The organism is Oleiphilus sp. HI0079, assembly GCF_001635105.1.
This window is the reverse complement of record NZ_LWFT01000219.1, coordinates 1-1,520: the sequence shown is the minus strand read 5'-3', so window position 1 is coordinate 1,520 and position 1,520 is coordinate 1. Positions and strand designations below refer to the sequence as shown.

General features: G+C 50.0%; 2 protein-coding genes. One reads left to right on the top strand and one right to left on the bottom strand.

What is annotated here, in order from left to right:
• The coding region (locus tag A3750_RS03190) for a YebC/PmpR family DNA-binding transcriptional regulator (protein WP_068548019.1) at nt 1-579 on the top strand (579 nt) is incomplete at its 5' end.
• Between the two features lie 78 nt (nt 580-657).
• On the opposite strand, the gene A3750_RS03185 is transcribed toward A3750_RS03190, so the two are convergent.
• Nucleotides 658-1,520: alpha/beta fold hydrolase (locus A3750_RS03185; RefSeq protein WP_068548018.1), on the bottom strand; the 863-nt coding region annotated here is incomplete at its 5' end.

Genomic DNA, 1,520 nt, shown 5'->3' with positions numbered 1-1,520 from the left:
CTGAGAGGCTTGATCGATCGAGCAAAGAAAGATCAAGTACCAAGCCACGTCATTGATAAAGCGATTGAAAAAGCAAAAGGCGGCGGAGGTGAAGACTACTCTCCTGCGCGCTATGAAGGCTTTGGTCCGGGCAATTGCATGGTGATTGTAGAATGCCTAACCGACAACCCGAATCGCACCTTTGGTGATGTGCGTCAGTGCTTCACAAAAACCAAATCGAAAATCGGAACGCAGGGCGCTGTAAGTCATATGTTCGACCATAGCGCCATTCTCGTGTTCTCGGGTGACGATGAAGATGCGGTACTCGAAGCACTCATGGAAGCCGATGTGGATGTTTCTGATGTTGAAGCTGAAGACGGGAAGATCACAGTATTCGCGCCGCATACTGAATCATACAAAGCGAAGCAAGCCATTCTTGACGCCATGGGTGAAGTGGAGTTTGATGTCGACGAAATCCAGTTCGTACCACAGACAACAACACCAGTCAGTGGCGACGACGTAGAAATGTTCGACAAGTTTCTCGACATGCTCAACGATTTGGACGATGTTCAAAACGTCTATCACAACGCCGAGCTTTAAAGTTAGGCGGTGCAGTTTCGACCCTAGCCTAAGAGCTTGGTAGTAACAGCCTCACAATGAGCGCTCGGGAATTAGGCGCTAAGCCGTGTGTTTAGCGCCGACCTTACGCTCACCTTTGGCAGCAGGTTTTTCTTTGCGGGCTTTCTTGCCCCCTTTTGGCGCTGCCTGCCCAGTCTCGTCCAAACCGCCACCCTTGGATGCGCTACCTGATGCCCTTTTCTCCACCCCTCCTAGCAGTACCTCAGCCAAGATATCGGGTGCTTCTAGTGGAACCCAATGCCCACACTCTGGAATCACTCGAGTGCTTTTTGGATGCATCATCGCCGCCATGTGAGTAGGTACATACTTATCCCTCCTACCCCAAACTAAGTCTACATCAACCTGTTGAGCAAACCGTTCAAGCATACACTGAAAAGGTAAAAACAAGCGCGGCGTAGCTGAGCGATACATTTTAAGAATCGTTTTTCTCGGGGCCCATCGATCCACCTTGCCTTCATAAGACTCATCAATTTGCTCTCGGCTCAACAAGGGGCCACCCCGACCCAACTCCCAATGGAAGACCGCCTTATTCATCAATAACATTGAGAGCTCACCTAACAAGGGGGTGCGCCAAACAGCGGCCCAAGGGTGCCATCGGTACAAGTGGCTAAAGGGAAACGATCCGCCAACAAACCGTTTTACTTTTTCAGGAAACTGACAAGCAAAAGACATCGCATAGATACCACCCCAGTCATGTGCAACCAGGGTAAAAGGCGTTTGAATACCGGCCGCTTCAACCAGATCGTTAATATATTGCCCGTAGTGTTTGAGCTCAAACTCAAACGATTCTGGCACGCCTGATCGATGAATGCCCGGCAAGTCGGTTGTATAACACGTAAAGCTATCTTTAACTTTTTGGACGAGGGGGTTCCACATATCCGCTGAGTCCGGCACTCCATGGA